Source organism: Streptodolium elevatio, assembly GCF_040649515.1.
GTDB classification, from domain to species: Bacteria; Actinomycetota; Actinomycetes; order Streptomycetales; family Streptomycetaceae; genus Yinghuangia; species Yinghuangia elevatio.
Window position 1 is genome coordinate 1 of the sequence record NZ_JBEZFP010000235.1, and the last position, 6,933, is coordinate 6,933.

Here is a 6,933-nt window from a genome sequence, read left to right on the forward strand (position 1 = left end):
GTGGCCGAGGGCGTCCGGGAGGATCACGTCGAACGGCCTGGGGGTGAAGGGCGCGTACATGGCCTGATTGTCATCAGGGATTAGGCCGAATGGTGACCCGAAGGCGGTGTACGCCTCGTGCCGAGCCACACCGGCGAGCTGCAACTCGTCGTCGACCTGCGCGCCGTGCCCGCCGAACTGCACCACCTGGTGTTCGTCGTGCACGCCGCGCCGAGCGCATCCGGCGGTCCGGCGTACGCGCCGGTGGGGCGCGTGCGGCTCTCGTCGGGCGGCGCGGACACCGCGTACCTGGACCTCGAAGCCGAATACCTCGGACCGGGGACGGCGGTGCTGCTCGCGGAGATCAAGCGGCACGGCAACGACTGGTGGTTCGGCACGCTCGGGCGGTCGTACCCGGGTGGGATGGTGCAGCTGAGTTCGGAACTGGGCATACCGATCCGGGAACTCCCCTTTCCCACCCCGGCGTTGGACCACCTTCACCCGGCGGCCGGGGCGGCGGCGTATGTCGCGGCGTATCGGGCGCGGACCGCACAACGGCCCCAATCGCCGCAGCCGCCTCAGTCGCCGCAGCCGGCGGTGCCGCCCCGGCCGCTGACACCGCCTCCCGTGCCGTCGGGGGCGCCGGTTCGGCACCCCGCGGCGGCAGCCGTACCGCAGTTCCCGGTCCGGCAGGACGGCCACGGCAACGCGGTGTTCGAACTCGCGATCCCGCTCGGCATGTCGGCCGTCATCGCCGAGTTCACGCCGGGCGGGCGCGACGCTCGCGGCGCACTGCACCTGTGCGATGCGGCCGGGCGTACCGCCGAGACGGCGTACGTGACCTTCGCCGGGCTCCCCGGGCGCGGCCTGTTCACCGCCCCCGCGGACGGCCGCTGCCGCCTGCGCGTCGAACACGAAGGGCCGTGGTCCGTGGCGCTGTTCCCGATGGACGACGCCCGGCCGATCAGCCCGGTGCTCCAGGGACACGGCGGCGACGTCGTGCGCTGGGACGCGCCCGCCGGGTTCCTCAACGTGCAGTTCAACGGCAGCGGGCCGATCACCGTGACCGTGCACGACGGCGTCGGGCGGCAGTTGGAGGAGCTTGTCCACGAGTACGACCACTGCGCGCTACGGCTGCCGATGCGGGATCCCACGCGCTACCTGAACATCCGGGCCGACGGCCACTGGACGCTCACGCGCGGCTGACGCCGGGCACGTCGGCGCATCGGGCACGTCGGGCGCCGGGCACGTCGGGCCGGGTACGTCCGGCCGGGCTCAGGGGCGGCCCGGGAGCTCCCGCAGGACGGCCTCCCACCAGGAGGTCCCGGGCAGTGTCATCGGTGCGCCTTCGCCGTTGGTCACGAGGCGTACGCCCGCCCGGCGCAGCAGCGAGGCGCTCGTCGGATAGCGCGGATGCGCAGCGAGGTCCGTGTTGAAGTACGGCGCCGCGACCATCGGCAACTTCGCGCCCAGCGCCTCGTTGAGCCCGCCGAGTGCCACATTGTCGGAAATGCCGGACGTCCACTTGTTGAGGGTGTTGAACGTCAGCGGTGCGGCGAGGACCGCCGACGCCGCCGGGAAGGGCTTCTCCTCGCCGGGCAGGCGCTCGGCGGTACGCGGGTGCCGTCCGGCCGCCTCCGCGATGTCGTCCGCCGACTTCTCCAGCCAGCGGGCGGCGGTCGGCGTCAGCGTGAGGCACGGGTCCCATCCCCAGGCCCGGATCAGCCGCAGCGCGTGCGCGATCTCCAGGACGGGTGGGGCGGCACCCGCGATGACGTGCAGGACAGGCGGTTGTGGCATGTCAGGAAGCGTAGGCGCTCGCCGGTTCGGACGGGGTGAGGACCGGGACCGGGACGGCATCCGGCGGCGTGTCCGCGCGCGCCCAGGGCGTTGCTCCGTGCTTCCTGTTCCCCTGCCCCTCGGCTTTCCACGCGTCGGCGGTGGTGCGGTCGGGGGTCGGGAGTCGGCGGTCGGCGGTCGGCGGTCGGCGGTCGGCGGTCGGCGGTCGGCGGTCGGCGGTCGGCTGAATCCTGGGCCGGGCAAACCAGTTGGGTACCCCGACCGGGCGGGTTAGGGTCCCGCCATGAGCACGCGTATTTTCCGCATCACCGTCCGCGGCGTCTTCGACGGTCTCGACGCCGACCAGCGCGCCGAACTACTGGCTCGCGCCGCGGACCACGACGTCCTGCGGTCCGCGTTCACGCGCGAAGGGCACCTGGCGTACGACATCGCCGCGCGGGACGCCTTCACTTTCCGGTTCGAGGAGTCCGGCGACGCGGAGGAGGACATCGTGCCCGCGACCGCACGCGCGGAGGCGGCCGCAGAGGCGTGGCTGTCCGAACGCGGCTACGGATACAAGAACCTGCGTTCGCAGGCGACCGACCTTGCGCAGACTCCGTTGGCGAAGCGGCAGCGGCGCGCGGTGGCCCGCGGCGAGGGCTGAGCGGCTCGAACGGCGCAAGGGGTCAGACCGCGTGGTACGCGGACCCGCCCGAGACGTTCGCGGCGGCGGCCAGCGCCGCGGCGAACGTCTCCGCCTCCTCGGGGGCGAGCCGCGCCACCGTGACGCGCACGGCCGGCGGCGAGGCGATCCGGAAGCGCTTGCCGGGGGCGATCAGCCAGCCCCGGGCCAGGAGTTCGGCCACCGTGCCGACCTCGTCGCGCACCGGCACCCACACGTTGATGCCGGAGCGGCCGTGTGCCGCCATGCCGTGCCGGGCGAGGGCGGCGATGAGCGCCGCGCGGCGTTCCGCGTACGCCAGCCGCGCCCGCTCCACCTGCGCCGCGACCTCCGGCGAGGTCCAGGCGTGTGCGACGGCGTGCTGCAGCGCGTGGCTGACCCATCCCGGGCCGAGGCGCTGCCGCCCGGCCATGCGCCCGATGGTCGTCTCGTCGCCGGACACGATCGTGCAGCGCAGGTCGGGACCGTACGCCTTGGCGCTCGACCGTACGTGTGCCCAGTGCTCCGTGTCGCCGACCACCGACGCCAACTCCGGCCCGGCGATGGCGTTTCCGTGGTCGTCCTGGATCAGCAGCACGTCGGGGTGGGCGGCGAGGACCGCGCGCAGTTCCGCCGCCCGCTCGGGTGAGACGGCCGCGCCCATCGGGTTCTGCGCGCGCACGGTGACGACGAACGCCCGGGCACCGTCCCGGAGTCCGCGCGCGACGTCGTCCGGGATCGGGCCGTCGTCGTCGAGGCGTACCGGCCGCGCGGTCAGGTTGAGGGCGGCGAGCAGGTCGAGGAAGTTGGCCCACCCCGGGTCCTCCACCAGGACGGTGTCCCCCGGACGCGTGTGCGTCATCAGCGCGCGTTCGATCGCGTCGAGCGCGCCGGAGGTGACGACGAGGTGGTCCGCGGGGACCCCTTCTGCCGTGAGGACGCCCCGTGCGGCGTCGGCGAGCGGGCCGTACAGCGGCGGGTGGTTGTAGAGCGGACGCCACGTCGCGGGGTCGGGGAACCGGGGGTCGGGCAGCAGCTCCGGATCCGGTTCGCCCATGACCAGCATGCGGGTCCCGGGCGGCGCGGCCGGGCCGAGGGCGTTGCGTTCCGTCGACGCCGGGCGCGGCAGCACGCGCGTTCCGGCGCGCCCCTGGGTCTCGACGATGCCCCGCTCGCGCAGCAGGCGGTACGCGGCGGCGACGGTGTTGGGGTTGACCCCGAGGCCCGCGGCCAGGGTGCGCACCGGCGGCAGCGCGTCGCCGGGTGCGAGGTCGCCGTGCCGGAGGTCGCGCTCGATGGACGCCGCGATCTCGGCGGCGGTACGCCCGGTCGGGGCCACGATCTCCTCCTGAACGGCAACGACGCGCAGTCGTCGGTGCGGTCGCACGGCGCGGGCGACCTATTGCCCGGCAGCCGCAATCTGTGATCGCACCCTATTGCGTTGACAGTCCCCCAACTCGTCGCCTTATTGTACTAGCACCAACTCCTGATTGGCCTAGCACAAAGAGGTTTCCGACATGAGCAGCGCCCGCGAAGCCACCGGGACCACCGAGCCCCCGTCCGTCTACGCCCGCACCGAGGCGACCACGCCCACGCGATACCGCGAGCGCATGCGCTACGACGCGGAGACCGTGCACGCGATCCTCGACGAGGCGTTTCTCGCGCACGTCGCGTTCACCGCCTTCGGGCAGCCGCAGATCCTGCCGCTGATCTTCGGCCGCGACGGCGGACGCCTCTACCTCCACGTGTCGAGCGGCTCGCACCTGGCCATCGCGGTCCGCCACGCGGGAGACGAGGGCCTGCCGGTCTCCTTCGCGGTGACGCTCGCGGACTCCCTCGTCCTGTCGCGCGCGGCCATGCACCACTCCATGGACTACCGCTGCGTGATCGCCCACGGGCCGCTGCGCCGGGTGACCGACCCCGCGGAGACCGCGCGCGGCTGGGCCACGATGATCGACCACCTTGTGCCCGGGCGGTACGCCGACAGCCGCCCGCCGAGCCCGAAGGAAGCCGCCCAGACCGGCCTGTTCGCCCTCGACCTGTCCGATGTCGCGGCGAAGGTCCGCTCGCACGGGCTCGCCGAGGACGCGGCCGACCGAGAGCTCGGCCACTGGGCCGGGGTGGTCCCGCTGCGCACGGCGGCCGGGACGCCGCGCCCGGACGCCGGGGTGGAGGGCGAGCCGCCCGCGTACCTGAAGGAGTGGCTGGCCCGGCGCGGATGACGGCGTGCGGATGACCGTGTATCGACGGAACCCCCACCTACGCTTCTCTCATATGCGGGATACCATCCCGAATATGAGAGACGACGTCGACGAACGCCTTGCCCGGCGACTCACCGCGCTACGCGTCGAGCACACCTGGTCCCTGGACGAACTCGCCGGCCGGACCGGTGTCAGCCGCTCCACCCTCTCGCGCCTCGAACGCGCCGAGATCAGCCCGACGGCGGCACTGCTGAACAAGCTCTGCACGGCGTACGGGCGCACGATGTCGCGCCTGCTCGCCGAGGTCGAGTCCGGCGCCGAGGCCGTCCGCGTCGTGCGCGCCGAGGAACAGCGGGTCTGGACCGACGAGGCCTCGGGCTTCGTGCGGCGCTCGGTGTCCCCGCCGAACCCGGACCTGCGCGCCGAGGTCGTCGAGGGCCTGCTCGCCCCGGGCGCGCACATCGCGTACGACGGCCCGCCGACGCCGGGCCTCGAACACCACATCCGCGTCCTCGACGGCACGCTCGCCGTCACCGTCGAAGGCACGACGCACACGCTCGACGAGGGCGACGCGATGAGCTTCCGGTTGTGGGGGCCGTCCGCGTACGCCTGCCCGGGCGCACGGCCCGTCCGGTACGCGCTCGTGGTGGTGGCGCCGTGACGGCCGCGCCCCGGGTCGGGATCCGCCGCCTGCCGGCGGACGCGTTCGACGACGCCGTACCCGCTCTCGGGGAACTGCTCGCCCACACCGTGACCGGCGGTGCGTCGCTCGGCTTCCGCACTCCGTTCACGCCCGCCGACGGCGCCGCGTGGTGGCACAGCCAGGCGGACGCCGTGCGCGCGGGCGCCTTCGTCGTGTGGACCGCGTACAACCGCGCCCCCGACAGCGCCTCCGACGGCGACACCGACCACGACTCCGACGGTGCCGCCTTCCACGGCCGCGTGCTCGGCACGGTCTGCCTGGCCTTCAGCTCCTGGGCGAACGGCGCGCACCGCGCCGACGTGGTCAAGCTGATGGTCCACCGCGACGCACGCGGGCAAGGTCTGGGCCGTGCGCTGCTGGCGACCGCCGAGGCGCACGCGGCCGAGGCCGGCATCACGCTGCTCATGCTTGACACCGAGACGGAGAGCCCGGCCGAGCGCATGTACGAGGCGGCGGGGTGGACGCGCTACGGCGTCGTCCCGGCGTACGCGGCCGATCCGGACGGCGTCCTGCGCGACTGCACCTTCTTCTACAAGCCGGTGACCCTCTACAGGCCGTGAGCCTCTACAAGCCGTGAGCCTCTACAAGCCGGTGAAGAACGGCTCCTGACGCGACGCGTCCCGCGACGGATCACCGGCCGGAAATGCCCCCGGTGACCTTGTCGATCCGCGCGCCCCGTCGGTCAAACGTTGTTGACGGTTTCAGCGGGCTTGTGCGCGCGCCGGGAGGCAGCTTCCCCACATCCGGAACGTCCTAATCGCGGTGATGCGCCGGATTCTCATAACTTTGCCCCTGCTTTACCGAATCGACGCTGCATCACTCCCGGGCCACTTTGGGTGAGGCGATCATGCCCTGCGTGGCCCGGTGATCACCGTACGGAGAAATCCGCACACATACCGGTCGCCCCGAACTACACCGCGTGGCCTATTCCCCGAACGCCGATATTCCCAAACCGGCTTTGCGGGGAGGGGATTTGAGTTGTCGGAGTCCGTCTGCCTACCTTTCTCGGCGTCGGTGTCCCACACATCGACCCCGCTCACCGGAACGCCGAATTCTGCCGCCGGCCGAGACGGGACAGCTGAGAAGCAACCACGGCAGAAGCGGGGGAACCAGGTGAAACGCGCCGGCCCGGCGACAACCGGGACGGCTAGGGGTGAAGCCGCGCTCGACGGCCCTTTCCGAAGGGCGGACGAGAGCGGCCGGGCAACTCCAGCCCGAATCCGACAGCTCACCTCGCAGGCGTAGGAGAGGAAACGCTTGATGCTGTCCGCAACTCGCAACCGTCTGACCACGAAGTCCCGCATCGCCGTCGCCGCCGGTGTCACCGGTGCCGCGATCGCCGCCCCCCTGATCGGCGCCACGAGCGCTTCCGCCGCCCCGGTGAGCACCTGGGACAAGGTCGCCCAGTGCGAGAGCACCGGCAACTGGTCCATCAACTCGGGCAACGGCTTCTACGGCGGCCTGCAGTTCACCCAGAGCACCTGGAACGCGTTCGGCGGCGGCCAGTACGCCGACCGCGCCGACCTGGCCACCAAGGACCAGCAGATCGCGATCGCCGAGAAGGTGCTCGCGGGCCAGGGCCCCGGCGCCTGGCCGGTCTGCTCCGTCAA

8 protein-coding genes and 1 riboswitch are annotated in these 6,933 nt (G+C 72.7%); of the genes, 6 read left to right on the forward strand and 2 right to left on the reverse strand.

The window, feature by feature from the left end:
* Window positions 1–117 precede the first annotated feature (117 nt).
* Complete coding sequence (locus AB0C36_RS42135; RefSeq protein ID WP_358364848.1) at window positions 118–1,185, forward strand: TerD family protein; 1,068 nt, start codon at window positions 118–120, stop codon at window positions 1,183–1,185.
* A gap of 69 nt (window positions 1,186–1,254) precedes the next feature.
* Here the strand turns inward: AB0C36_RS42135 and AB0C36_RS42140 are convergent, their stop codons facing one another.
* Window positions 1,255–1,779 carry a flavoprotein gene (locus AB0C36_RS42140; RefSeq protein WP_358364850.1) on the reverse strand — a complete coding sequence of 175 codons (525 nt, stop codon included), beginning with the start codon at window positions 1,777–1,779 and terminating at the stop codon, window positions 1,255–1,257.
* A gap of 283 nt (window positions 1,780–2,062) precedes the next feature.
* Between AB0C36_RS42140 and AB0C36_RS42145 the strand changes: the two genes are divergently transcribed.
* Window positions 2,063–2,422: a DUF6204 family protein gene (locus tag AB0C36_RS42145; RefSeq protein ID WP_358364852.1), complete on the forward strand. Its 360-nt coding sequence runs from the start codon at window positions 2,063–2,065 to the stop codon at window positions 2,420–2,422.
* Window positions 2,423–2,444: 22 nt separating this feature from the next.
* Here the strand turns inward: AB0C36_RS42145 and AB0C36_RS42150 are convergent, their stop codons facing one another.
* Complete coding sequence (locus tag AB0C36_RS42150) at window positions 2,445–3,758, reverse strand: aminotransferase class I/II-fold pyridoxal phosphate-dependent enzyme (RefSeq protein WP_358364853.1); 1,314 nt, start codon at window positions 3,756–3,758, stop codon at window positions 2,445–2,447.
* A gap of 178 nt (window positions 3,759–3,936) precedes the next feature.
* Between AB0C36_RS42150 and AB0C36_RS42155 the strand changes: the two genes are divergently transcribed.
* From AB0C36_RS42155 to AB0C36_RS42170, 4 genes are all read left to right on the forward strand, one after another.
* Window positions 3,937–4,641, forward strand: coding sequence for a pyridoxamine 5'-phosphate oxidase family protein (locus AB0C36_RS42155; RefSeq protein ID WP_358364855.1), 705 nt, complete (start codon window positions 3,937–3,939; stop codon window positions 4,639–4,641).
* 73 nt (window positions 4,642–4,714) lie between these two features.
* Window positions 4,715–5,281, forward strand: a complete 567-nt coding sequence (locus AB0C36_RS42160; protein ID WP_358364856.1) for a helix-turn-helix domain-containing protein — start codon at window positions 4,715–4,717, stop codon at window positions 5,279–5,281.
* A complete protein-coding gene (locus AB0C36_RS42165; RefSeq protein ID WP_435839233.1) occupies window positions 5,278–5,883 on the forward strand; it encodes a GNAT family N-acetyltransferase in 606 nt (201 codons plus the stop codon). Before AB0C36_RS42160 ends, AB0C36_RS42165 begins: the two co-directional genes overlap by 4 nt.
* A gap of 523 nt (window positions 5,884–6,406) precedes the next feature.
* Window positions 6,407–6,580: riboswitch (cyclic di-AMP (ydaO/yuaA leader) on the forward strand.
* Between the two features lie 3 nt (window positions 6,581–6,583).
* Window positions 6,584–6,933: transglycosylase family protein (locus AB0C36_RS42170; protein ID WP_358364858.1), on the forward strand; the 350-nt coding region annotated here is incomplete at its 3' end.

Coding starts and splice junctions, on each gene's coding strand:
- AB0C36_RS42160 (WP_358364856.1), top strand. CDS start 4,715: ATGAGAGACGACGTCGACGAACGCCTTGCCCGGCGACTCACCGCGCTA.
- AB0C36_RS42140 (WP_358364850.1), bottom strand. CDS start 1,779: ATGCCACAACCGCCTGTCCTGCACGTCATCGCGGGTGCCGCCCCACCC.
- AB0C36_RS42145 (WP_358364852.1), top strand. CDS start 2,063: ATGAGCACGCGTATTTTCCGCATCACCGTCCGCGGCGTCTTCGACGGT.
- AB0C36_RS42155 (WP_358364855.1), top strand. CDS start 3,937: ATGAGCAGCGCCCGCGAAGCCACCGGGACCACCGAGCCCCCGTCCGTC.